Annotated in this window: 18 protein-coding genes; 10 read left to right on the top strand and 8 right to left on the bottom strand. The window is 66.1% G+C overall.

Features of this window, described 5'->3' with window-relative positions:
* From AC1DBX_RS04990 to AC1DBX_RS05000, 3 genes are all read left to right on the top strand, one after another.
* Window positions 1-882 (top strand): ABC transporter permease, encoded by an 882-nt coding sequence (locus tag AC1DBX_RS04990; RefSeq protein WP_476931195.1) that lies wholly within the window; start codon window positions 1-3, stop codon window positions 880-882.
* Window positions 883-1,608: an ABC transporter ATP-binding protein gene (locus tag AC1DBX_RS04995; RefSeq protein ID WP_476931196.1), complete on the top strand. Its 726-nt coding sequence runs from the start codon at window positions 883-885 to the stop codon at window positions 1,606-1,608.
* 101 nt (window positions 1,609-1,709) lie between these two features.
* Window positions 1,710-3,902, top strand: coding sequence for an acyltransferase family protein (locus tag AC1DBX_RS05000; RefSeq protein ID WP_476931197.1), 2,193 nt, complete (start codon window positions 1,710-1,712; stop codon window positions 3,900-3,902).
* Between the two features lie 118 nt (window positions 3,903-4,020).
* Here AC1DBX_RS05000 and AC1DBX_RS05005 read toward each other — a convergent pair whose 3' ends face one another.
* From AC1DBX_RS05005 to AC1DBX_RS05035, 7 genes are all read right to left on the bottom strand, one after another.
* Complete coding sequence (locus AC1DBX_RS05005) at window positions 4,021-6,009, bottom strand: DUF6541 family protein (protein WP_476931198.1); 1,989 nt, start codon at window positions 6,007-6,009, stop codon at window positions 4,021-4,023.
* Between the two features lie 12 nt (window positions 6,010-6,021).
* The gene (rfbA, locus tag AC1DBX_RS05010; RefSeq protein WP_476931199.1) at window positions 6,022-6,885 is read right to left on the bottom strand and encodes a glucose-1-phosphate thymidylyltransferase RfbA; all 864 of its coding nucleotides are present in this window, start codon (window positions 6,883-6,885) and stop codon (window positions 6,022-6,024) included.
* 74 nt (window positions 6,886-6,959) lie between these two features.
* On the bottom strand, window positions 6,960-7,895 hold the full coding sequence (locus AC1DBX_RS05015) for a glycosyltransferase (RefSeq protein WP_476931200.1): 936 nt from the start codon (window positions 7,893-7,895) through the stop codon (window positions 6,960-6,962).
* Window positions 7,892-8,779 (bottom strand): glycosyltransferase, encoded by an 888-nt coding sequence (locus AC1DBX_RS05020; protein WP_476931201.1) that lies wholly within the window; start codon window positions 8,777-8,779, stop codon window positions 7,892-7,894. Before AC1DBX_RS05020 ends, AC1DBX_RS05015 begins: the two co-directional genes overlap by 4 nt.
* Before the next feature lie 9 nt (window positions 8,780-8,788).
* Window positions 8,789-9,163: a DUF2304 domain-containing protein gene (locus tag AC1DBX_RS05025; RefSeq protein ID WP_476931202.1), complete on the bottom strand. Its 375-nt coding sequence runs from the start codon at window positions 9,161-9,163 to the stop codon at window positions 8,789-8,791.
* Window positions 9,163-9,915 carry a glycosyltransferase family 2 protein gene (locus tag AC1DBX_RS05030; RefSeq protein WP_476931203.1) on the bottom strand — a complete coding sequence of 251 codons (753 nt, stop codon included), beginning with the start codon at window positions 9,913-9,915 and terminating at the stop codon, window positions 9,163-9,165. The genes AC1DBX_RS05025 and AC1DBX_RS05030 overlap by 1 nt, the downstream gene beginning before the upstream one ends.
* Window positions 9,916-10,038: 123 nt before the next feature.
* Window positions 10,039-11,289 (bottom strand): polysaccharide biosynthesis protein, encoded by a 1,251-nt coding sequence (locus AC1DBX_RS05035; RefSeq protein WP_476931204.1) that lies wholly within the window; start codon window positions 11,287-11,289, stop codon window positions 10,039-10,041.
* Window positions 11,290-11,384: 95 nt separating this feature from the next.
* Here AC1DBX_RS05035 and AC1DBX_RS05040 point away from each other — a divergent pair, with 95 nt between their 5' ends.
* The 3 genes from AC1DBX_RS05040 to AC1DBX_RS05050 are packed head-to-tail and all read left to right on the top strand — an operon-like array spanning window position 11,385 to window position 14,583.
* Window positions 11,385-12,140, top strand: a complete 756-nt coding sequence (locus AC1DBX_RS05040; RefSeq protein ID WP_476931205.1) for a glycosyltransferase family 2 protein — start codon at window positions 11,385-11,387, stop codon at window positions 12,138-12,140.
* 31 nt (window positions 12,141-12,171) lie between these two features.
* Window positions 12,172-13,170, top strand: a complete 999-nt coding sequence (gene rfbB / locus AC1DBX_RS05045) for a dTDP-glucose 4,6-dehydratase (RefSeq protein WP_243181211.1) — start codon at window positions 12,172-12,174, stop codon at window positions 13,168-13,170.
* Window positions 13,171-13,173: 3 nt separating this feature from the next.
* Window positions 13,174-14,583: a sugar nucleotide-binding protein gene (locus AC1DBX_RS05050; protein ID WP_476931206.1), complete on the top strand. Its 1,410-nt coding sequence runs from the start codon at window positions 13,174-13,176 to the stop codon at window positions 14,581-14,583.
* Between the two features lie 95 nt (window positions 14,584-14,678).
* Here the strand turns inward: AC1DBX_RS05050 and AC1DBX_RS05055 are convergent, their stop codons facing one another.
* Window positions 14,679-17,165: a lysozyme gene (locus tag AC1DBX_RS05055; protein ID WP_476931207.1), complete on the bottom strand. Its 2,487-nt coding sequence runs from the start codon at window positions 17,163-17,165 to the stop codon at window positions 14,679-14,681.
* Window positions 17,166-17,456: 291 nt separating this feature from the next.
* Here AC1DBX_RS05055 and AC1DBX_RS05060 point away from each other — a divergent pair, with 291 nt between their 5' ends.
* The 4 genes from AC1DBX_RS05060 to AC1DBX_RS05075 all read left to right on the top strand — a co-directional run bounded on the left by AC1DBX_RS05060 (window position 17,457) and on the right by AC1DBX_RS05075 (window position 22,275).
* The gene (locus tag AC1DBX_RS05060) at window positions 17,457-18,680 is read left to right on the top strand and encodes a TadA family conjugal transfer-associated ATPase (protein ID WP_026266742.1); all 1,224 of its coding nucleotides are present in this window, start codon (window positions 17,457-17,459) and stop codon (window positions 18,678-18,680) included.
* Entirely contained in the window at window positions 18,680-19,534 is an 855-nt protein-coding gene (locus tag AC1DBX_RS05065; protein ID WP_476931208.1) for a type II secretion system F family protein, read from the top strand. The genes AC1DBX_RS05060 and AC1DBX_RS05065 overlap by 1 nt, the downstream gene beginning before the upstream one ends.
* On the top strand, window positions 19,531-20,472 hold the full coding sequence (locus AC1DBX_RS05070) for a type II secretion system F family protein (RefSeq protein WP_476887400.1): 942 nt from the start codon (window positions 19,531-19,533) through the stop codon (window positions 20,470-20,472). The genes AC1DBX_RS05065 and AC1DBX_RS05070 overlap by 4 nt, the downstream gene beginning before the upstream one ends.
* 1,146 nt (window positions 20,473-21,618) lie before the next feature.
* Window positions 21,619-22,275, top strand: coding sequence for a hypothetical protein (locus AC1DBX_RS05075; RefSeq protein WP_476931209.1), 657 nt, complete (start codon window positions 21,619-21,621; stop codon window positions 22,273-22,275).
* Window positions 22,276-22,314 lie beyond the last annotated feature (39 nt).

Here is a 22,314-nt window from a genome sequence, read left to right on the forward strand (position 1 = left end):
GTGACAACCACGATTTCCGGGGAATTGACCCGCCCGGGTCTCGGTGGTGGATTTCGGGATCTTCGCCAGTCCAGTTTTCTGCTGAAACTGCTGGTCCGCAAGGAACTGAAAGTCCGCTACCGCGGCTCCGTTCTTGGTCTCCTTTGGTCCTATGTGAAGCCCGCTGTGCAGTTTCTCGTGTTCTATGTGGCCTTGGGTGTCTTCCTGGGCCTGGAACGCAGTGCACGGAACCCGGACGGCCTCTCGAACTATGCCGTGTATCTCTTCTCCGGAATCGTGCTGATCAACTTCTTCTCCGAAGCCCTCGGGAACTCCGCGCGATCGATCGTGAACAACGGCAACCTGATTAAGAAGATCTATCTTCCCCGGGAGCTGTTTCCGGTGGCGTCGGTCTGGGTGTCGGCCGTGCATTTCTTCCCCCAGCTCGTTGTCCTGGTGATCGGGTGCGTCTTTGCCGGCTGGCATCCGGACGCGTTCCAGCTTCTGGCGGCGGTGGGCGGATTCGCCATTGTTGGCTTCCTTGCCACCGGGCTCGGGCTGTTGTTCGGGGCCGCCAACGTGTATTTCCGCGATTCGGAAAACCTCGTTGACATGCTCCTGATGGTGGCGACCTGGGCATCGCCCGTCATGTACTCCTGGACGATGGTGGAAGCAAAGCTGGGACCGGGGCTTTTCGCCCTCTACCAGGCAAACCCCATCACGGTGGGCGTCGAGTTGTTCCACTATGCCTTCTGGTACCCCACAACTGACGGTTCTGCCGCGATGCCGCCGAACCTGTTCAGCCTGTGGATGCCGGTCGGCATGATCATTTCGCTGGTGGTCCTGGCACTGGGACAGCTAACCTTTCGGCGGCTTGAAGGCCGCTTCGCCCAGGAGCTCTAAATGGCAAACGCGATTGAAGTTTCCAACGTCAGCAAGGAGTTCGTGCTCCGCCACACCCGTTCCATCAAGGAGGCGGTTGTCTGGCTCGTGAAGGGCCGCAAGGGGGATCTTTCCAAGAAGTTCCACGCCCTGAAGGACGTCTCCTTGATGGTGGAGACGGGGGAGACCGTGGCGCTGCTCGGCCTCAACGGCTCCGGCAAGTCCACCCTGCTCAAGCACATCTCCGGCGTGATGCTCCCGGATTCCGGCAGCGTCTATACGCGCGGTCGCGTGGCCGGGCTGATCGAGGTCGGGGCGGGTTTCCACCCTGACCTGTCCGGCCGCGACAACGTGTACCTCAATGGAGCGATCCTGGGGATGACGGAGAAGCAGATCAACGAACGCTTCGACGCGATCATCGAATTCTCCGAGATCGGCGAGTTCATCGACACGGAAGTCAAGTTCTATTCGTCCGGCATGTACCTGCGCCTGGCGTTTTCCGTGGCAGTCCACACCGATCCCGAGGTCTTCCTGATCGACGAAATCCTCGCCGTCGGAGATGAGCCGTTCCAGCGCAAGTGCATAGCCAAGATCCAGGAACTGGCCCGGCACGGCAAGACGCTGGTGGTTGTCAGCCACGATCTTGACCTGGTGTCGCGCATCTGTGCCCGGGGTGTCTATCTCGAGCATGGCAACGTATTATTCGACGGACCTATTGATGAGGCCGTTGCCCGGCTGCGGGCGTAGGCGGTACCGCAGCCGGTACCGGCAGCGTTTCTGTTGGGACCATGTCCGCTGGACATGGTCCCTTCAGGTTCCCGGCAAACGCACATAGCGCAAAAATGACGATGACGTTGTTTGAAAACAGAAAGAGAACTGTGACCTCTTTGCCGCCGGCGGCTGTTCTGCCCCAACCCCCGGGTTCCCCCGAGCGGGCCAGGCCCGCCAGCAAGACGGGCGCTTCCTGCGCGGGAAGGAACGGCCGGCGACTGGACATCCAGGGGTTGCGCACCCTGGCGGTGGGCATGGTGATCATCTATCACGTCTGGCCCGCTGTACTCCCCGGCGGCTTTGTCGGCGTCGACGTCTTTTTCGTCATCTCCGGCTTCCTGATCGCGGGATCGCTCGTCCAGGAACTTGCGCGTACCGGACGCATCCGGCTCTCCATCTTCTACGCGAAACGGATCAGGCGCCTGCTGCCGGCTGCCACCACGGTTCTGCTGGCGACCATGCTGGGCGCCGTGGTCCTGCTGCCGCAGAACCGTTGGCAGTCCATTTCTCTGGACGTCATCATGTCCGCCCTGCAAGTGCAGAACTGGAACCAGGCGTTCAGCGTGGACAGTTACGCCGCGGCGACCGCCCTCGTGTCTCCAGTTCAACACTTCTGGTCCCTGGCAGTGGAAGAGCAGTTCTACCTGATCATTCCCGTCATCCTGCTGGCGGGAGTGGCCGTCACTGTGAAACGGCGCCTCCGGATCGAAACCGTTTCCTTATGGATCCTGGCGGTAGTGTCGCTGGCGTCCTTCGTCCACAGCGTCGCCTTCTCGTCCTCCCAGCACGACATGGCGTACTTTGCGACCACCACGCGGATCTGGGAGCTGGGCGCCGGGGGCATCGGCGCCCTGCTGATTCCCAAATTGCGCTTGGGCCCGTTGCGGGCCTGGCTTTCGGGCTGGATCGGCCTGGGCGTGATCGTCTTTTCCGCGATGGCACTCTCCGTTGCGATGGACTTCCCGGGCAGCATCGCCCTCCTGCCCGTCGCGGGGACATTGCTGCTGCTCACAGCCGGTTCGCCGGCGGTCGAACCGGCCACTCCGGGCAGCCCTGCCGGTTACTCGGCAAGCCGGGTCCTCAGCCTGCGGCCAGTGACCTACATCGGCGATCTCTCATATTCCCTCTACCTGTGGCATTGGCCCGTCGTCGTGATCTACGTCTTCCACCTCGGGCGGGCTCCGGGCGTCATCCAGGGAACCGCCATTGTGGCCATAAGCCTGGCCCTGGCGGCAGCCTCCTACCACCTCGTCGAGCAGAAGTTCCGGCACGGAACCCCGGCCGCCCAAGGATCGACGCCCGGACGGTGGGAATTGCTGCGCCGGAATGCCTTCGTCCTGGCAGCAGGACTGATCGTGGCGTCGACGGTGGCAGCTGCGGTGCCGTGGGGCGTCGTCGAAGCCAAGTCGCAGCAGCTGAACGCGGCCTTGAATTTGCGCGACTATCCCGGCGCGACGGCGTTTGATCCCGTCCGGCCCGCCGCCGTCCCCGACGGCGTGCCCGTCCGGCCCGATCCCGCCGTCGCCATGAAGGATGTGCCACTGACTTGGACGGAGACGTGCGGGAAGTTCAACCCGGCCGTCACCGGGGCTGACCAATGCGTTTTCGGCGCGCCGGACGCCACTCAGACGGTGGTCGTCGTCGGGGACTCACACGCCGCGCAGTACGTGGATCCGCTCGTGATTGCCGGCGCAGCCGGGGGCTGGAAGGTACAGGCCATGGTCCGGAACGGGTGCCCCTTCACGGCAGCGCCGGCCGCGAATGGCACCACGGTGTACCGCAGTTGCTCTGAACAGAACAAGGCCACTTTGCAGCGCATCCTGAAGCTGCGGCCACGGTTGGTGGTGGTATCGGGAATGGCGCCGGCCGGCTACCGCGAAGCTCTCAACTGGACGTGGGGCAGCCCGGAAGAACTCGTCAACGGCTATGTCCAACTCTTGACGCCGCTCCGGGAAGCCGGGATCCGCGTGGCCGTCGTGCCCGACACACCGTATCCGGAATTTTCGGCACCGGACTGCGTCCAAGCCAATGGGCGGGATTCGCCCGAGTGCCAGTCCACAACATCCGGCGCCGGCGCCGCCACAGACCCCCTGCAGCTGGCCGGAGCACGCGTGCCCGGCGTCGAGGTTCTGGATATGTCGGCCTATTTTTGCCGGCAGGGGATCTGCCCGGCCGTCATCGGCAACGTGCTCGTGTACCGGGACAACCATATGACCAACACCTTTGCCAAGACGCTGGCACCGGCACTGGCCCGGCAACTCAGTTTCTAGGCAGCGGCCGCGGAGCCTGCCCCGCGGGCCAGGGACCGGAGCAGCCTGCGGGCAGGTTGCGGGCAGGGTGCTGCTGCAGGCTGCGGAACCTGCCCCGCAGCCTGCAGCACGCCGGGGTTCAGTTCCCGCAGGCGGTGACCTTGTAGAGCTTCGCCTCGCCCTGGCTGTCAATGAGCTGCACGCCTGGGTTCGCTGCGAGATTCCGCAGCCCGGCGGGAGTGTGGTCTCCGCCGTGGACTTCAACCGGGCCGAAGTCCAGGATGTAGTAGGCATTCGCCGCGCGGACTGCCTGGCAGACGCTGGCGTCCGTCGTCACGTTGCCCATCGAATCGTAGATCCGCTTCACGTCCGGGGAGACGTAGCTCATGACATGGAGCTGGGCGGACTTGCGCTCACCCAACGCGTAGGACAGCGCGGCACCCGTGTAAGGGTTGTCGATCAGCAGCGCATTCTCGGGAACAGTCTGGGGCAGCCGCTTCATGAGCTGGAGCTCGTCGGTGGAGACTAGCGGCGAATCGGCGGCGAGCCTGTAGTTTTTTGAGCCCTGTTCGACCTCCAGTTCCAGGCCGCCCTGCTGTCCCAGGGCGATGGCTGCCAGCACGACGGCGGCGATGCCTGCGGACCGGTAGGCTGCCGTTCCGGCACGCCCCCAGCGCGGAGAACCGTCAAGGGCGACCGCGAGGGCCTTGGACCGGCCGCGCATGGCCAGGATGCGGTGCCCTGCCCAGTCCATACCGACGGCGACGAGCAGGACCGCAACCAGCGGCAGCAGGGCGGCAATCCGGTGGCTGTCGTTGTACCACACGCCTGTGAGGAAGTCCCGGGTTTCCGACTTGGTAAAGCCGGAGACCACAACGAACAGGTAAGTGAACAATGCGAAGACGCCAGCGATCCACACGCGCTGCCAGCGGTCTTGGAAGCAGGCCCAGAGGCCGAGGAATACCAGCGGGGCCACAAGCCACGCTAGTGCCAGGCCGGTGGGGGAGATGGTGACGGCTTCGCCAATGGCCTTTGGAATGCTCTGGTACGGGCCCCAGAACGAAGCCTCGGGGGGTGGACGCAGATTGGTCCACAGCAGGTCGAAAGCGACGGCGTACCCGGCGACCGGCAGCGCCAGCCTCAAAACGTACGAGCGGGCGCGGGACTGCTTCCGCCGGAGGGCAGCCGCAGAGCGCCACACCAGCGTCAGCACCATGGGCAGCGTCCACGTCAGCCAGGCCATGAACGTTGTGGGATGGGCGACAATCAGGCCGGTGAGCGCCAGCAGCAGGGCAAGTATCGTGGCGAGATCGCGGCGGACAAGTCCGGGCGTCAACCCGGCACACGCTGCTGCCAGGGCGACGCTGGAGGGCAATACGCTAATGGCCAGCAGGTTCGGATACAGGACCCCAAAGTCCATCATGTGCAGCGGGAAGGCACCCAGCGACGCCGCCGCAATGCCTGCGGCGACCAGGGCGGCCGGGCGTCCCCCCACCACGGACCGCGCCAACAGGAGGCATCCCAACGGCCAGAAGACGGCCGCGAGGACGATGCTGGTGATATTGACGGCGAGCGGGACGCTCGCACCCGTTGCCATGGCGACGAGGGTGGCGACAGCGTTCCAGCCGGCCGGGTAGGCTCCGCCGCCGGTCATGGCACCCAGGGTCAACGAGGACGCCTGGCCGGTGTCCAGGGCAAACCTGACCGAATTCAGGTGGAAGACGGCGTCATACGTCTGGGAAATGGCCTGCGGGCTGCCGATGAGGTGGACGGAGTGGACGGCGAGGAGCCCTCCGGCGATGACGGATCCGGCCAGCGCCGCGACGTCGCCGCGGACGTCCGGCACCCTCAGAGGGTTCAGGCCGGTTACGGCCGGGCCGGAGGGACGGAACCGCGCCGCCCACAAACCGAGCAGGGACAGAGCCACCGCCACCGCGGCCACGGGGAGCAGCCCGAACCTCACCTTCAGGAACGGGGCCAACGTGGACGTGATGACCACAACACCGACGGTCATCGCGGGAGCAAGCGCCAGGGCACTGAATCCCCTGAATCGCAGGGCAACGGAGATGATCAGCCCGGGCAGGACCAAGACAGCGCAGGCGATCAGGACCTGCGGTAAGACGGACATCCACATGGAGGGCTACGGCTCCAGGAGTCCGAGGAGGTAGGCACCGTACCCGCTCTTGACCAGCGGCTCGGCGCGCTGGCGGAGTTCATCGTCGCTCAGGAAGCCCTGGCGCCAGGCGATCTCCTCCGGGGCGCCGATCTTCAAGCCCTGGCGGTTCTCGACCGTCCGGATGAAGTTCGACGCGTCGTTGAGGTCATCGAAGGTTCCGGTGTCCAGCCAGGCCGTGCCGCGGGGCAGGATTTCGACGCGGAGCTTGCCCATCTCGAGGTAGGTCCGGTTGACGTCGGTGATTTCCAGCTCGCCGCGCGGCGAGGGCTTCAGGTCCTTGGCGATCCCGACGACGTCGTTGTCGTAGAAGTACAGTCCGGGCACGGCGTAGTGGGACTTGGGCCGCTCCGGCTTTTCCTCCAGCGAGACGGCCTGGCCGGCGTCATCGAACTCCACGACACCGTAGGCCTTGGGGTTCTTGACCCAGTAGCCGAAAACAGCACCGCCGTCGATGTTTTCATGCTTGCGCAGCTGGGTTCCCATCCCCTGGCCGTAGAAGATGTTGTCACCCAGCACCAGGGCAACGGTCTCGTTGCCGATGTGCTCCTCACCGAGGATGAAGGCCTGGGCCAGTCCGTCGGGGGAGGCCTGCTGGACATAGCTCAGGTTGATGCCGAACTGCGAACCGTCGCCGAGGAGGCGCTCGAACTGCTCGGCGTCATGCGGGGTGGTGATGATCAGGATGTCCCGGATGCCGGCCAGGATCAGCGTCGACAGCGGGTAGTAGATCATCGGCTTGTCGTATACCGGGACGAGCTGCTTGCTGATGCCGTGGGTGATGGGATGGAGACGAGAGCCGGTCCCGCCGGCAAGAATTATTCCGCGCATGGTATACATCCTCTCCTACGGGTCTGCACTCGGCCAAACTCTGGGGGCCCGCCGGCCCAGGGTCCCGCATGGTGTCAGGCCGAATGCCGGCGCCCGGTCCGTCCGCGGAGGCCGTCGGCGGTGCCGCGGAGCGCCGAGCCCAGCCGGGCGGAGCGGCCGGGCGCCAGCAGGGTCACGATCAGCAGATGCCGCAGATCGCCCCACATCCCGGCGGCCACCCATGCGGGATACCGGACCGCGTACCGGCGGCCCGTGACGAGGCGGTTCCTGAAGATGTAGTAGTAGCGCCAGGTCGCGGCGGTGCGCACCAGCAGCGGACGGCCGCCCGCCGGGACGGGCCGGCCAAACACCTTGGCCTCCACCATCGTTCCCAGGGAGTGGTCGAACTCCGCCGCCGCAAGGACGGTGGGCAGGCCCGCGGCGAGTGCGCGGTAATAGTACTCGGTGTCGACAAGGTCGATGAAGAGCTCTTCCCAGAACCCGCCAAGGACGTCCAGCGTGCCGGCCGGGATCAGCAGGCCCGACTGGATCGGCTCCCGGCCCAGGGCGACGCCGTTCCGGGTCCCGGCGCGCAACACCGGGTTTCCGTGGATCCTGGACGGGGAGATGAGGCCGGGCTCGACGCCGGCGGCCCGCGCGTCCGCGGCGGCGCGGCGCAGCGCCTGCGCATAACCCGCGGGCAGCAGGGAGTCCTGGTCCACGGTCAGGATGAAGTCCGGGTTCCGGTGCCGGCGTGCCGCGCGGATGCCGGCGTTTAAGGCGGCGCCGATGCCGGCGTTCTCCGGGAGGCGCACGACTTCGGCGCCGGCCGCGGCCAGCGCGGCGAAGACCGGCTCGAAGCCGGGGCCGCCGCCGTCGTCAACCACCACGACGGCGTCCACCTGCTCCCGCAGCGATTCGACGTTGCCGATCAGCGCCGCCGTCGGCCGGAACGCGGTGACGACGCCGGTGACGCCCGTGGCCCCCGTGGCAGGGACGGGGGACTCGCCGGTCACGTGGGGTTCGCTCACTTTCCGAAGGAATGCCGCAGGAGGATGCCGAGCGTCCCGGAGGCACTTTGCCGGAGCGCGCCGGCGAGGATCAGGAGTGCGTGCGCACGGGACGTGAGCCGCAGCCGGGCAGCGCGGGCCGCCTTGCGCCAGCCCTTCGCCGTGCACAGCGCCGCGGCCAGGTCGAAGAAGTCGCGCTCACCGACGAACCGGGACCCGTCGACGAGTTTCGCGGAGGACGCGCTGTGAGTGTGCCGGCGGTATTCGAAGCAGATATCCGGGACGATCAGCAGCTCGGCCCCGCCAAGCACCATGTCCATGACGAGGGCGAGATCCTGGATGACGGGGAAACCGTCACGGAAGTCGTAGTCCCGGATCCGGTCGCGGCGGAAGGCCAGGGAGGGCCAGTAAAGCCAGTCGCCGTGCAGGAGGCTGACCGCCAGCCGCTCGCCGCCCACGAGCCGTGACCCGGTGCCGTGCGGTTTGACTAGCCGCTGCTTGACGATGTCCACCAGGGGAACGGAGGGTTTGCCGTTCTCGTCGATGATCTGGACGCCGGGCTGGATAATCCAGGCGTCGGGGAATTCGTTGTGGGCGCGGAGCACGACGTCCACGAAGTTCGGCAGCAGAAGGTCGTCGCATCCCATGACCACCAGGACGTCCTGGCCGGCCAGCGAGACGCAGGTCCTGAAGTTCTCGGTGATGCCCTCGTTCTTGTCCTTGCGGATATACGTGATCCGGGGATCGTCCGCGGCCTCGACGTAGCGTCTGACGTCGTCGCCGGGGTAAGCGTCGTCAACCACCGTCAGGCGCCAGTCCGGGCTGGTCTGGGCCAGGACGCTGTCGACGGCCAGTTTCATGTAGTTAACGTCGCCCCAGTAGGGGATAAAGATGTCCAGTGCCACCGGGGCCTCCTACTTCGTCGTCGGCGCCGCCGGAGCGTCGCCGTCCCGGGAGGACATGTCCTCGACCATGGTCCGGAGGATGGCGACTTCCTCCGCGAGGGTGCGGGTCTCGTCCTCGACCACGGACAGCTCCCAGGACAAGTGCAGGCAGACACCGAGCAGCAGCAGGATGCTGATGATGAACAGCAGATTGGACGGCAGCTGGACGCCGACGCGTTCGGCCACGATCGTCAGCAGGCTCGGAAACGCGGCCAGAACCAGCGTGCCGATGCCCACGAAGAGCCAGAGTGCTGCGTATTTCTCGCGAAGCTTCTTCCGGCGGAGCATCTCGAAGACGACGCCGACGATCGCCAGGGCAAGGAAAAAGGCGGGCCAGTTGCCCATTAGACGGCTCCTTTGGCGGCCAGCGCGGGGTCGGAAATGGTGGACCGCTTACGGGTCAGCGCGAACATGAGGGCGAAGACGGACCGGCCGAGGTAGACGGCGGACTTGACGGGGTTGTGGCTGGGAGTCCCGCCTTGGCGCGGGCGCATTTCCACCGGGACCTGGGTCACCCGGCAGCCGGAGCGGATCGCCACCACCAGGGAGTCGATGGTGTCACCCAGATACTCCGCAGGGTAGTGGTCCAGGTACTGGTTGATGGCGCGCCCGTTCGCGGCCCGGAAGCCGCTGGTCACGTCCGTGAGCCGGGTCTTGGCCAGTCCTGAGATGACCTTGGCGAGGAGCTGCATGGCCCACTTGCGGGGCCCGCTGACCGAATAGTCGCCGCGGTCGGCAAAGCGGGCACCGATGGAGATGTCCGCGTGCTCCAGGCCTGCCAGGACCTCGTGGATATTGCGGGGATCGTGCTGTCCGTCGGCGTCCACCTGGATCACGCGCTGGTAACCGAGGCGCTGGGCGTACTTGAAACCGGCCCTCATGGCACCGCCGACGCCCAGGTTGAACGGCAGCGTCAGGACGGTGGCGCCAGCGTCTTTCGCGACCGTCGCGGTGGCATCCGCAGAGCCATCGTTGACCACCAGGACATCGTAGGGCCGGCCGACGCCCAGCACTTCCCGGACGGTATTCCCCACGGACTCGGCTTCGTTCCACGCCGGCATTATGACCAGCACACGGGTCGAGTCAAGAATTTTCATAGTTCTCCAATATATCAACGGCCCGGAGGCGGCTGACGGAGTGGGCGGCGTCCGGCTCGGGATTCGTGATCACCCGGGGGCATGCGGTGTTGACGGCGGCGACCGGCCGCGGGCATCTGGCGATCACGCTGCTGATCCTACCTTCCGGCCCCGGCCGCGGGCGCCCGCTGGCAGGATCCGGAGGGAAGGGCGCAGCAGGCCAAGGAACAGGAGGGCCTCGCTCACTGCCATGCCCAGGGCGATGGCGGGGACGTTGGCCGCCAGCCCGGCCGCCACCATGAGCAGCACGCCGACGACGGCGGAAACCGCGGTCCACATCAGCACCGACTTCTGGCGATGGGCGGGGATCAGCACATTCCGGATCAGCGGCGTCGATGAGGAGATGAAGAAGAAGGATACCCCGTAGAACAGGCAGGTCAGGGTGTCCGCGCGGACAGCCTCGCCGAACATCACGCCGGAGACCCACGGGCCGAACAGTGTGAGGAAGATCCCGCCCGCGAGCCCCAGGGCCGCGTGGGCAGCCATGGCCGCGAAGTGGCGGCGGCGCGGGTCGGCGGCATCGTGCTCCAGGGTCCAGCCCTGGAACGTGTTGCCGAGCGCCACGATCGTGAAGAGCCCCAGGCGGTAGATGGCGTCCGCCGAGGCGAAACCGGCCGTGGCAGCGGCCGACGGCACCGTCGCGGTGGCGATCGGAACCGGGGACGAGCCGTAGGCGCTTCCCGTGAAGTTGATGCCGGCCGTGCCCGCGGTGGGCACGATCTCCCGCACGACGGTCCGAGGGCTCCGGGGCAGCCAGGTCCGGGGTTCGCCGAACCGGCGGTGGAATGCGATCAATGCCACGAGCGTCGTAAAGACCGAGACCAGCCCGTAGGTCCAGACTTGTCCGGTGAGCAGGATGACCGGGGCACTGATGATGGCCGCGAAGAAGCGGGGGAGGGTGTCGTAGACGGCGAGGATCCGGGGCTGGCCGGTGCCGATGCCGTACCACGCCGGCGAGAAACCGGTCAGCGCTGTGGCCCAGGCCATGGTGATGGCATCGAGGCGGAAACCCTCCCGGGCCACGAGCGCGACGATCACGCTCATGACGGGCAGCACGACGACCGCGAGCAGGATCCGCGAACGGACGCTCCTGGAATAAAGTGCCGCCCGCAGCGGGAAGGCGCCGGCGCGGGCAATCTCGACCGGGCCGGAGATGTTCCAGCTCCAGAGAATGATGGTCGACGCAAAGATGCCAATGGCCTGGCCGGAGGTGATGCTGGACCAGCCGGCGGCCCCCACGACGCGCGAAACGACCGGGAGGAGCAGGAACGGCAGGACCAGCGCCAGCAGGGGCAACAGGGTGAAGCCTGCAAGCCTGAACAGAACGGGTCTCATGCGGTACGGTCCTCGTGCTGGGGGGCTTGACCTAACGATGATACGCGATTGCCCCGCACCGGCCCCTGGCCCGGGAGTCGCCTAGAGTGGTTCGCATGAACGACGAGAATGGCCCCGATGTGCCGAAGGTCAGGGCCAGCGTGTGCATGGCCACCTACAAGGGTGCGGCCTTTGTCCGGGAGCAGATAGCGTCCATCCTCGCCGAGTTGGGTCCCGACGACGAGCTCGTCGTGGTCGATGATGCGTCCCCCGACGAGACTGCCGCAATCGTGGAGGGGATCGTTGATCCGCGGATCAGGCTCGTCCGCTCGCCTGTCAACCGGGGGTACGTGCGCAGCTTCGAGGAAGCGATCCGGCTGAGCCGGGGCGAGTACGTGTTCCTGTCAGACCAGGACGATGTCTGGATTCCGGGCCGGCTGGAGCTGATGCTCGCTGCCTTGTCCGGTTCTATGGTGGTCGCCAGCAATTTCGACATGCTGGGCGGCGGAAACCGGCCCTGGATTCCGCGGCTGAAGTCCGCGGACTCGCGGCGGCACGTGGCAAACTTGTTCGCCATCCTGATCGGGTACCGGGCGTACTACGGCTGCGGCATGGCCTTCCGCCGGGAGGCTGACCGCTACTTCACCCCGATTCCCGCTTACGTTCGGGAATCACACGATCTCTGGCTGGCCATCTGCGGCAATGTCGCCGGATCGATAACCCACCTTGACGAGTCGACCATTTACCGCCGGATCCACGAATCGAACCAGACGCCTGCCGGCCTGCGGTCACTGCCCAAGATCGTCGCGGCCCGCGTGATGCTGGTCCGGCTTATGGTCGAAGCCCTTCGGAGGATCCGCCGGCGGGTCTGAGCCGGCGACGGCCTTTCGGTAAGCTGGCCTCATGCAGAAACTTCTCGTCACCGGCGGCGCCGGCTTCATCGGCTCCAATTTCGTCCACTACGTACTGGAGAACACCGACCACCACGTCACGGTCCTCGACAAGCTCACCTACGCGGGCAATGTGGAGTCTCTGGCGGGCCTGCCTGCAGACCGGTTCACGCTGGTGCAGGGCGACATCTGCGACGCCGCCGTGGTGGAGCGCCTGGTTGCCGGGTCCGACGTCGTGGTGCACTACGCCGCGGAATCCCATAACGACAACTCGCTGCACGATCCGCGCCCGTTCCTGGACACCAACATCATCGGGACCTACACCCTGATCGAGGCCGCGCGGAAGCACAACAAGCGCTTCCACCACATCTCCACCGACGAGGTCTACGGCGATCTCGAGCTCGATGACCCGGAGCGGTTCACCGAGAGCACGCCCTACAACCCCTCCAGCCCGTATTCCTCCACCAAAGCGGGCTCGGATCTGCTGGTCCGCGCCTGGGTGCGGTCCTTCGGCCTGCAGGCAACCATCAGCAACTGCTCCAACAACTACGGTCCGTACCAGCATGTGGAGAAGTTCATCCCGCGCCAGATCACCAACGTGATCGACGGCATCCGTCCCAAGCTGTACGGCAAGGGCGAGAACGTCCGTGACTGGATCCACGCCAACGACCACTCGTCCGCTGTCCTGGCGATCATCGCCGGGGGCCGGATCGGGGAGACCTACCTGATCGGCGCCGACGGCGAGAAGAACAACAAGGACGTCGTCGAGCTGATCCTCAAGCACATGGGCCAGGCGCCGGACGCGTACGAGCACGTGGTGGACCGGCCCGGCCACGACATGCGGTACGCCATCGACTCCTCCAAGCTGCGCGAGGAACTCGGCTGGAAGCCGCAGTTCTCCAACTTCGAGGCCGGCATCGAAGACACCATCGCCTGGTACCGGAACAACGAGGACTGGTGGCGGCCCCAGAAGGCCGCCACGGAAGCCAAGTACAAGGAACAAGGCCAGTAGATTATGTCGATCGAGTTCTCGAAAAAGCTCACAGCGCACGAAACCCCGATCCCCGGCGTCGTCCTCTACGACCTTCCGGTCCACGGTGACAACCGGGGCTGGTTCAAGGAGAACTGGCAGCGGGAAAAGATGGTGGCGCTTGGCCTGCCAGACTTCCGTCCGGTGCAGAACAACATCTCGTTCAACGAATCCGCCGGCACCACCCGCGGCATCCATGCCGAGCCGTGGGACAAGTTCATCTCCGTGGCCACCGGCAGGATTTTCGGCGCCTGGGTGGACCTGCGCGAAGGCCCGACCTTCGGCGCCGTGTTCACCGCCGAGATGGACCCCAGCCAGGCCATCTTCATTCCCCGCGGGGTCGGGAACGCCTTCCAGACGCTGGAGGACAACACCGCCTACACCTACCTCGTCAACGACCACTGGTCCGCCGACGCCCAGGGCCAGTACACCTTCCTGAACCTCGCCGACGAGACCGCGGCCATCAGCTGGCCAGTGCCGCTGGGCCGGGCCGAGCTCTCGGACAAGGACAAGGCGCACCCGCGCCTGGCGGACGTCACGCCGATGCCGCCGAAGAAGGTCCTCGTGGTCGGCGCCAACGGCCAGCTCGGCAAGGCGCTGCGCCGGCAGTACGACGGCGACCCGTCCGTTGAGTTTGCCGGCCGGGACGATTTTGACCTCGACAGCGAGGACGCCTTCGCCGGACGGAACTGGAAGAACTACTCCACGATCATCAACGCCGCGGCCTACACCGCCGTGGATGCCGCCGAGTCGGCCGAGGGCCGCGCGGCCGCCTGGGCAGTCAACGTCACGGCCGTGGCGCGGCTGGCCTGCACCGCCGTCGAACACGACCTCACCCTGGTGCACGTGTCCTCGGACTATGTCTTCGACGGCACGCGCGCCACGCACGACGAATCGGAGCCGGTGGCGCCGCTGGGCGTCTACGGCCAGACCAAAGCCGCGGGCGACGCCGTCGTCAGTGTGGTGCCCCGGCACTACATTGTGCGCACCAGCTGGGTGATCGGTGAGGGCAACAACTTTGTCCGCACCATGGCCTCGCTGGCCGAGCGCGGCATCGAACCGTCGGTGGTTGATGACCAGATCGGGCGGCTGAGCTTCACCGAAGACATCGCCGCCGGCATCCGGCACCTGCTGGAATCGGGCGCCGAGTACGGTGTCTACAACCTCAGCAACGACGGCGAGCAGCAGTCCTGGGCGGACATCGCCGCGGACGTCTACGAACTCTCCGGCAAGCCGCGGGAGGCCGTGACCGGTGTGAGCACCGAGGAGTATTTCAAGGGCAAGGCCGTCTCGCCGCGGCCGCTGAACAGCGCCCTCAACCTGGACAAGATCAAGGCGACCGGGTTCACCGTTCCTTCCGCGGCGGAGCGGCTGAGCGACTACCTCGGTTCCTGATTCAACGGTCTTCGCCCCGGGCACCTGAACGCAGACCGGCCCCCGCATGTGCGGGGGCCGGTCTCTTTTGCGTGGTGCGGCGTCAGCCACGACCGCTAATAGGTGAGCGTTTGGCACCCCAGCAGGGAGTTGTTCAGGCTCAGCATCGAGACCGCGACGCCGTAGGCGCACACCCGGTACTGGCCGCGCTGGGTGATGGGGACCGATGACGTGAAGCCGTGGTTGCCGACCGTGTCGAGGGACCGGTTGACGTCCGGGCGCTTCTGGTCGGCCATGAAGGCGTACCCCTTCCGGATCCCGTCAGGCGAGGTCACGTAGACGTGGTCCGGGATCGATGAGGCCGGGAAGGACGGATCCAGGGTCCAGCCGGATGCCTTGATGGAGGCTTTGCCGCTGATGACCTGGATCGAGGCCGCATCCAGGTAACCCATGGTGGCGGGGGTCGGGGCCGCGCTGATGGACTTGCAGGCCAGCAGGGTGTTGCCGGCCGTGACCGGGGCGATGCCGATGGCATAGGCGCACACGGTGTACTTCCCGGCACCAGTCAGCGGGACCGAGACCTGGAAACCGTGGTCACCGACCGTCTGCAGCGCGGCGTTGACGTCCGGACGCGGGCGGTTCGCGGTGAAGGCGTAGCCGGGATTGGTTCCGTTGGGCGACTGGACGTAGACGTGCACGGGCACGCTCTTGCCTGGCTGCACCGGATCCAGTGCCCATCCGCTCACCTGGAAGTTCGCGGCGTTGGGCGCCTGGGTGAGGGACACCGAATCGTAGGAGCCGAAGGGTGCGGGGTTGGCCTCGACGTTTGTGGTCTTGCAGGACAGCAGCACGTTGGCGTTGCGCCCGATCCCGTAGACGCACGCACGGTACGATCCCGGAACGGTGGCTTTGACCTGGTAGTCGAAGCCATGGGCCAGCCCCAAGCCGGTCGCGTCCGCGACATCCTTCCGGGCGACGTTGGCGCTCATCCGGTACCCTGTGGTTTTCCCGGCCGGGTCGGTGACGTAGGCGTCGGCGTAGCTGGAAGCCGAGGGGTTGGCGAGGTCGGCTGCCCAGCCCTTGAGCTGCAGCGTGACCTTGTCGGCCGTGCGGACCTGGCCGAAGCTGTCGAAGGACCCCGTCGGTGCCTCCACCCCGGTGGCCCGGAGCGACTTGCAGTCCAGGAGTGTGTTGCCGAAGGACCCGATGGCGTAGGCACAGACCTTGTACGTGCCCGACGCCGTGATCCGGACCGTGCCGTCGAAGCCGTGCAACGGACCGTAACCGAGGGCCTGGTCAACATCGGGCCGGGGCTGGTTGGCCTGCCAGGCATAGCCCTTGGTGGTCCCGGACGGATCAGTCACGTAAATGTGGGTCTGGATCGAGGACGATGTCCTGGCCAGGTCTGCCGACCAGCCCCGGGCGCGCAGGGAGACCGCGGCGCCGTCGCGGGTTACGGAGAGGTCGTCGAAGGAGCCGGTGGGCAGCGGCGTCCCGGCGAAGCGCTGGAGTGAGGCATAGTCGCCGTTCCAGATATTGGAGTCACCCACGAACGGCCCGGTGCTGCTGTATTGCCACATGCTGAAAACGCTCCAGCTGGAGGGGACGGGCCCGGCGTTGTCCGTGGCGGAGAGCGGGTAGGACGCGACCCACAGCGGGTAGTCGCCGAAACCCGCCGCGTTGGCCGTGCACTGGTTCCACCACGACGTGTTGGTGTAGATGACGGGAAGGCGGCCCGTGAGGGCCCGCATGGTGTTCCCGAAGTCGCGCACCCAGGACGTCAGCTGCGAGGGGGACATGCCGTAGCAGGTGTTGCCGAAGTAGAAGCCGTTGATGGTGCGGCCGGCGTAGGGGTTGAACTCGAAGTCGAGGACCGGGGGCATGGTCCGGCCGTCGGCACTCCAGCCGCCGCCGTTCTGGACGAAGAAGCGTGCCTGGTCGGCTCCCGAGGACCAGTTCGGGATCGCGAAGTGGTAGGCGCCCCGGATCATCCCGACGCTGCGGGCGCCGTCGTACTGGGCGCCGAAGGAATCATTGGTGAAGTAGTTGCCTTCGCTGGCCTTGACGTAGGCGAAGCGGGCCCCCATGTTCCACTGGCTCTGCCAGTTCACGCTGGTCTGGTGGCCGCTGACGTCCAGGCCTTTGACCCCGTACGACGGCGACCACGTGCCCTGCGTGGTAAGCGATTCAATGGCGGCGGACTCGGTGGTCGCCTTCAGAAGTGGCGACGGAGCGCTGACCCGGGCGGAGCGCTGGCCCATCTCGGCGCCACCGGGGCCGACAGCCGCGGCCATGGCCGCCCGGTCCTTGACGCCGCCCGGCGGCGCCGCGGACTGTGCCGCTGCCTGCGTTGCGGTCGGTGCCGGTGACGGGGTCGGTGCCGGGGCGGCCGGGCGGGCCGTTGCGGATGGCGCCGCCGCGGTGCTCGTGACCGTCGGCGACGGGCTGGCAGACGGCGTGGCAGACGCCGGGGGCGTGGCCGGCTGCTCGACGGCGGTTGCCGGCGACGGAACGCCGGTGATGGCCAGCAGGGTGGCGGCGAGGAGAATGGCCCCTGCCCGACGGCATCGGTGGCTGGTGGGGGGATATAGGGTGCGCTTCATGTTCCGCTCCGGGGCAATGGCACGCTGTGGGAGCCGCGCCACACGGTCTCGCGCCCGAGGGGCTACGAAGAGAGCTGGCCGGGCTGAGAGAATGTCTGACTTAACGCGCTCACCCTAACATCGGCCGACATCTGAGACCAGTGATTCAAGTGTTACCAAAGTGAAAGTTGTCATGTTGAAACCAGGTGGTTATCCACATGCACCCACGGCACCCCTTGCCGGGCCGGTTGCCCGCCCCTAGTTTTAAACCCATCGCGCCGGCACAGGGGCGGCAGTCATATGGGGGTCCAGGTGGAGGCTGTACGCATTGTTGAGGACGAGGTCCGTGAGCTGATCCGCCGGCGGGGCCTTGACCCCCTGCGGGAGTCCGGCGAAGTCCGGCGCCTGGTCGAAGCGGCTGTCAGCGACTACGACGAACGGGCCCTCCTGGCGCCGCTGCCCCCGCTGGGCCCGTTGGAGTCAGCCCGGAGATTCGTCTTCGACGCTGTGGCGGGCTTTGGTGCGCTCCAGCCGCTCCTGGACGATCCGGGCATCGAGGAAATCTGGCTCAACGCGCCGAATGAAATCTACGTGGCGCGCAACGGCGAATCGGAACTGACCTCCGTTTCGCTGACGGACCAGCAGGTCCGGGACCTTGTGGAACGGATGCTGAAGAGCTCAGGCCGGCGCCTGGACATGTCCTCACCGTTCGTGGATGCGGCGCTCCCGGACGGCTCCAGGCTGCACGTCGTGATCCCGGACGTCACCCGGCGTCACTGGGCCATCAACATCCGCAAGTTCGTCGTCAAAGCCAGCCGGCTCGAGCACCTGGTGGAGCTGGGAACGCTCACCCCGCAGGCGGCCAGGTTCCTCGGCGCGGCCGTCGCCAGCGGCCTCAACATCCTGGTCTCGGGCGCCACGCAGGCGGGCAAAACCACCATGCTCAACTGCCTCGCCGCCAGCATCGGCACCCGCGAACGGGTCATCACTGTGGAGGAAATCTTTGAACTGCAGCTGCCGCTCCGCGACGTCGTCGGCCTTCAGTGCCGTCAGCCGAACCTGGAGGGGCAAGGGGAGATTCCGCTGCGCCGCCTGGTCAAGGAGGCCCTGCGCATGCGGCCGGACCGGCTGGTGGTCGGGGAAGTCCGGGAGGCCGAAAGCCTGGACATGCTCATCGCTTTGAATTCCGGACTTCCCGGGATGTGCACCGTGCATGCGAACTCCGCCCATGATGCCGTGACAAAAATCTGCACGCTGCCGCTGCTCGCCGGCGACAACATCTCCAGCGCGTTCGTAGTGCCCACCGTCGCGTCCTGCATCGATCTGGTGGTCCATTGCAGCAGGCACGCCAGCGGGCGCCGACAGGTCACCGAGATCCTGTCCCTGGGCCGCCGGGTGGAAAACGGGATCATCGAGTCATCCATGGTGTTCACGATGTCGGACGGGCAGCTTCTGCCCAAGGCCAACTCCATGCCCGCCGCGGAAAAGTTTGCCCGCTCCGGGTACGACGTCGCTGCGCTGCTGGAGCAGCGGTGATGGCGCCGCTGGTCGGGATGCTGGGCGGCGCCGGCCTCCTGCTGATCTGGTGGTCCGCATGGGAGAAGCCTGAGAGCGTGCGGCGCAGGCCCCGGACCAGCCGGCTTGAGGACCTCCTGCGGTCGGCGGGCATCGAAAAGGTCAGCGCGGCAGGGCTGCTCGCCTCGTGCCTTGGACTCGGGGCCTTCACAACGCTCGCGTTCTTCGCGGTTACCGGGTCTTGGCCGATCTCGGCATGTTTTGGCCTGTTCGGCGGCTGGCTGCCGATGGCGATGGTCCGGTGGCGCGCCAGAAAGCGCACGGCTGTCCTCCGCCAGCTCTGGCCCGACGTCGTTGACCATTTGCGCTCAGCCATCAGGGCCGGCCTGTCGCTGCCGGAGGCCCTTATCCAGCTGGGCGACAAGGGCCCCGTGGAGCTTCGCCACGTGTTTGTGGACTTTGGCTCCGACTACCGGTCGGGAGGCCAATTCGATCCCTCACTCACACGGCTCAAGGACCGTCTGGCCGATCCCGTGGCGGACCGGATCGTCGAGGCCCTCCGGCTCACCCGGGAGGTGGGCGGTTCGGACCTCGGGAGGCTGCTGGGCACCCTCGCGGAGTTCCTGCGGGAAAGTGCCAGGACCCGGAGTGAGCTGGAGGCAAGGCAATCCTGGACCGTCAACGCCGCACGCCTGGCCGTCGCTGCGCCCTGGATTGTCCTGGTGTTGCTGGCCAGCCGTCCTGAGGCTGTGATGGCGTACAACACCCCGCTCGGCGCTGCCGTCCTTTTGGGTGGCCTTGCCGTCTCACTGCTGTCTTATGCCATCATGCTGCGTATCGGGGCGCTGCCGGAAGAACAGCGGGTCCTCCGATGACCGGCCTGATGGCCGGCGCCACGGTGTGCGGGGCCGTGCTCGGGGCGGGCCTGTGGCTGTTCCTCGTCCGGCTCCCCTTCATGCGTCCAACGACGTTCGTCGAACGTATCGAACCGCAGCTGAGAACCCACAGCCTCGAATCCCGGCTCTTGCGCACCGCCCCGCGGAATGTCACACCGTTTGGGCCGCTCGAACGGATCCTCCGCCCGGCGTTCCGGGACGGTGCCAGGTCCCTGGGCCGGATCAACCTTGGCGCGACGGCGTTAAACCGCAGGCTCGCCCGCGCCGGCAGCGCCAAAACAGCCGTGGACTTCCGGGCTGAGCAACTCCTCTGGGCGGCCGGCGGATTCGTCCTCGCCGTCGGCGTTGTGGCGCTCGCCGGCTCGATCGGCCGCTTCAGCCCGTTCGTCGCCGTCGTGGCCGTCGTGGGAAGCGCCGTCGGCGGGTTCCTGCTCCGGGACTACCTGTTGGGCGCGCACATCAAGAAACGGGAGGCGCGGATGATGGCGGAGTTTCCGAGCATCGCCGAACTCATGGCCCTGGCCGTCAGCGCCGGCGAAAGTGCCACCGGTGCCCTGGACCGGGTCTGCCGCAGCGCGCGGGGTGAGCTCTCGCAGGAATTCGGCCGTGTCCTCGCCGAGACCAGGTCCGGCAAGCCCCTCGTGGAAGCCCTCCACGAGTTCTCGTCCAGGACCGATCAAGGGCCGCTGCTCCGTTTCGTGGACGGGATGATCGTGGCCGTCGAACGTGGAACACCCCTCGCCGACGTCCTCCGGGCGCAGGCACAGGATGTCCGGGACACAGCCAAGAGGGAGCTCATGGAGTCCGCCGGCAAGAAGGAAATCGGCATGATGGTGCCGCTTGTCTTTGGCGTCCTGCCGCTCACGGTCATCTTCGCCGTCTTCCCCGGTCTGGCCGCCATCAGTCTCGGACTATAGGAACCTGGCGAACGACGACGGACAGCCGGCGGCTGCCCACCGGCCGGCCCGGGCAGGACTCAAGAAAAGTCATACGAGGAGGGAACAGGATACGAAGGACGCCCTGCAGCTGGCCGGCCAGCCTGGGGCACACGGTGCACGATCTGCCGGCGACACGTCACGAACCATCAGATCCAAAAACAGGACTCCGGAAAAACAGAAAAACAGAAAAACAGAAAACAGAAAACCAGAGAACCAGAGAACCAGGAAAGAGGACACGGTGAAGAACTTCGGAACCCGGGCGGCATTGGCGGCCTGCGCGCTCAGCATGTTGACCTGGTGGTCTGCTCCGTCGCAAGCGCGGGCGGGGGACCACTCTGGGGTGGGAACCGCCCATCCCCAACGCGGGGACGTCCCTGGCTGAGCCAGGATATTTAGATACTGTAGTCACCTTGATTGCTGGTAATGTCCTGCAACGTACTTCTTCCGCTGGGCTGCCGGTTGGACGCCTGGGGGTGTGACTTCCGGCGCGGAGGGTGGGTCATTTGAGCGCTGGCGACGGTGCGACCTCCCACAGCATCGGAATTTCCCTCACCTTCTCGGCCATTATGGTTTCCACCTTCGGCCCCGCCTTAGCAAGAGCCAGATCCTGCATCTCGGGTGATATCCAGCGGACGAAGTGGTACTCGTTTACGAAGGGCGCCGCGTGGATTGTCAGGCGCGCCAATCGCACGTGATTTCGGCCTTTCACCCAGCCCACAGTTGATGAGGCAATAAACGCCTCGCCGCCGACGACAGAACCTATCGGCGACACTTCATGGCAGCGTACTCGACCTGCATTTGAGGATCCAGTGCTCGCTGGCCTGCTCACGGTCTGGGGTACCGGACCGCAGAGCTCGGCGATCTGCCCGACAGTGAGCCCCTTGCGGTACATGAGATCCCGCTCAGGGTGGCGTGACTCGCTGGGCCGAATGTGCCCCCGAATCCATGACAAAAGAGTAGGCGTTGCCCTACCAATGTCCAGCCTGCGAGGGGCGCATATGTGGCTGAAGGCACGGCTCGCGGGAGCGAGCAACCCTGGCGCTCGGTGAACTGGTACTCCACGTGTTACTGGGATGTGACGGTTCGCCTTGGCTCGCTTTGCCTTTAGCGTCGTACCCCTCACTTATGCTGAGCGAACTCACTCGCATTGATAACTGGGACAAGATGAAAACTATGACTCTCGGAGCGATGGCGCTCCTTCTGATCCTTCTGGCTGGCTGTGGCGGCGCTGCAAGTTCACCGACTGCGCCGACAGTTGCTCCCGCCACATCCACGCAAACTGAAGCAGCTAGCCCTAGCGCGTCCGCCAGTGCTGCTGCAGGGGCCAAATCGTCCCGGGGCAACATAATCAAGAAACCAGGCGAAGGCGCAGGGGTCACGGACAAGGACAAGACGGTGGCGAGCTTCGTCATCAACTCGATTCAGGTTGACCCGGCCTGCACGAACACCGCGGCTATGCCTTCAAAGAACGGGCATTTCGTTGTCCTGGACGTGTCGATGGAAACGATGCCTGAGCTTGCGGAGTCCGTCAACCCTCAGTTCGGACTCGCGGGGTACGGATGGAAAGCGATCGCCGAGAACGGAACGACCTTCAACGGCGATGTGGCGTCGCTTGAATCGTACATGTGCCTTTCAGAGGCAGAGAGGTTCCCGTCGGCTCTCGGCCCGGCCGAAAAGGCGACCGGAAAGATTGTCTTTGACGTGCCGACCCCAACCGGCGTCCTCGTCCACAAGCAGGGCTTCATGACCACCGGCTGGGAATGGGCTTACCCCGCCAAATAGACAGCGCCACGTCGGGGCCCCCGCTGCTGACAATTGCGG

The organism is Arthrobacter sp. 10N44_2 (assembly GCF_056394385.1).

Bases quoted from the DNA above. Each gene is read 5' to 3' on its own strand.
- AC1DBX_RS05075 (WP_476931209.1), top strand. From the start codon at position 21,619: ATGCTGAGCGAACTCACTCGCATTGATAACTGGGACAAGATGAAAACT.
- AC1DBX_RS05050 (WP_476931206.1), top strand. From the start codon at position 13,174: ATGTCGATCGAGTTCTCGAAAAAGCTCACAGCGCACGAAACCCCGATC.
- AC1DBX_RS05065 (WP_476931208.1), top strand. From the start codon at position 18,680: ATGGCGCCGCTGGTCGGGATGCTGGGCGGCGCCGGCCTCCTGCTGATC.
- AC1DBX_RS05035 (WP_476931204.1), bottom strand. From the start codon at position 11,289: ATGAGACCCGTTCTGTTCAGGCTTGCAGGCTTCACCCTGTTGCCCCTG.
- AC1DBX_RS04995 (WP_476931196.1), top strand. From the start codon at position 883: ATGGCAAACGCGATTGAAGTTTCCAACGTCAGCAAGGAGTTCGTGCTC.
- AC1DBX_RS05055 (WP_476931207.1), bottom strand. From the start codon at position 17,165: ATGAAGCGCACCCTATATCCCCCCACCAGCCACCGATGCCGTCGGGCA.
- rfbA (WP_476931199.1), bottom strand. From the start codon at position 6,885: ATGCGCGGAATAATTCTTGCCGGCGGGACCGGCTCTCGTCTCCATCCC.
- AC1DBX_RS05070 (WP_476887400.1), top strand. From the start codon at position 19,531: ATGACCGGCCTGATGGCCGGCGCCACGGTGTGCGGGGCCGTGCTCGGG.
- rfbB (WP_243181211.1), top strand. From the start codon at position 12,172: ATGCAGAAACTTCTCGTCACCGGCGGCGCCGGCTTCATCGGCTCCAAT.
- AC1DBX_RS05000 (WP_476931197.1), top strand. From the start codon at position 1,710: ATGACGTTGTTTGAAAACAGAAAGAGAACTGTGACCTCTTTGCCGCCG.
- AC1DBX_RS05040 (WP_476931205.1), top strand. From the start codon at position 11,385: ATGAACGACGAGAATGGCCCCGATGTGCCGAAGGTCAGGGCCAGCGTG.
- AC1DBX_RS05030 (WP_476931203.1), bottom strand. From the start codon at position 9,915: ATGAAAATTCTTGACTCGACCCGTGTGCTGGTCATAATGCCGGCGTGG.
- AC1DBX_RS05025 (WP_476931202.1), bottom strand. From the start codon at position 9,163: ATGGGCAACTGGCCCGCCTTTTTCCTTGCCCTGGCGATCGTCGGCGTC.
- AC1DBX_RS05005 (WP_476931198.1), bottom strand. From the start codon at position 6,009: ATGTCCGTCTTACCGCAGGTCCTGATCGCCTGCGCTGTCTTGGTCCTG.